This window comes from Flagellimonas aurea (genome assembly GCF_017313785.1).
Taxonomy (GTDB): Bacteria; Bacteroidota; Bacteroidia; order Flavobacteriales; family Flavobacteriaceae; genus Flagellimonas; species Flagellimonas aurea.
The window spans coordinates 1-1224 of record NZ_JAFLNL010000028.1; the positions used below are offsets into that span (position 1 = coordinate 1).

Sequence of the window (1224 nt, forward strand, 5' to 3'; positions counted from 1 at the left end):
TGTAGATACCCCGATCTTTAGGACAGGTTTTCTACAAAACTAATATAATTATCAAGCTGCTCTTTTAAATAGATCAATGGGTCTTTCATAGTCGATGGACTGATGTCTTCTTTCGTGGTTGTAATAATCAAAGTACTCTGCCAATAACAGATAAAGGTCCATACCGTCCCTTGGAGGGTTCAGGTATATCTTCTCGTATTTCACGTTTCTCCATAGCCTTTCGATGAAGGCATTGTCCGTGGCCCTTCCCTTGCCGTCCATGCTCAGGCGTATTCCCTGACCCAAAACATAATTGGCGAACTCCTCGGCAGTGAACTGGCTCCCCTGGTCCGTATTGAGGATCTCAGGTGTCCCGTGCTCACCTATGGCCTCTTCCAATGTTTCCCTGCACCATTGGGCATCCATGGAATTGGACACGCTCCAGTTCAGGACATAGCGGCTGTGCAGGTCGATGATGGCCACCAGGTAGAGATATCCCTGTTGCATGGGGATATAGGTGATATCTGTGGCCCAGACCTGATTGGGCCTGTCAACTGTCAGGTTGCGTAGCAGGTACGGATACGTTCTGTGGTCCCTGCACCTTCGGGAGGTATGTTTTCCCGGAAGGACGGCCCTGAGGCCCATTACCTTGTAATAGAGCCGCTCGATCCGGTTCCTGCTCACTTTATAGCCTTTGTCCCTGGTCAGCCAGATGTGCATGCGCCTTGCCCCTTTGAAGGGATGGTGGAGATAGTGCTCGTCCATCTCCCGCATGAGCTTCAGGTTCAGTTCGGTCTCGCCCTTGGGCTTATAGTACAGCCCGGAACGATGGACCGACAATGTTTCGCATTGTTTTACAATGCTCATCTTGGAATGACCCTTGCGTATCATTTTTCTGCGTTCGGAGAGTGGTCTCAGCGCAAGGCGTCCTTTAAAAAATCGTTCTCGACCTTCAACTGGCCTATGGCCTTTAGAAGTTTGTCCTTCTCCCTTTCGGTCTCGCTGCGGGCATCCTTCTTGCCCGATTCGAACACCTGCTCGGCCCCGTCGAGGAAATCACGCTTCCATGCGCTTATCTGGGTCGGGTGTATCTCGTACTTCTGGGCAAGTTCGGCAAGGCTATGCCGCTCTTTCAAGGCTTCCAATACCACTTTGGTCTTGAACTTCGGGGTAAACTTTCTTCGTGTCATATTCAGTAAATTTAATGATTAAACTTACTGCCCTAATTTTTGGGGTATCTACATA

At 49.7% G+C, this 1224-nt stretch carries 2 protein-coding genes; both read right to left on the reverse strand.

Annotated elements, in window-relative coordinates:
• Nucleotides 1-51 precede the first annotated feature (51 nt).
• Nucleotides 52-870, reverse strand: coding sequence for an IS3 family transposase (locus J0656_RS20010; RefSeq protein WP_207037080.1), 819 nt, complete (start codon nucleotides 868-870; stop codon nucleotides 52-54).
• 23 nt (nucleotides 871-893) lie between these two features.
• Nucleotides 894-1169 carry a transposase gene (locus tag J0656_RS20015; protein WP_072882405.1) on the reverse strand — a complete coding sequence of 92 codons (276 nt, stop codon included), beginning with the start codon at nucleotides 1167-1169 and terminating at the stop codon, nucleotides 894-896.
• Nucleotides 1170-1224: the final 55 nt, after the last annotated feature.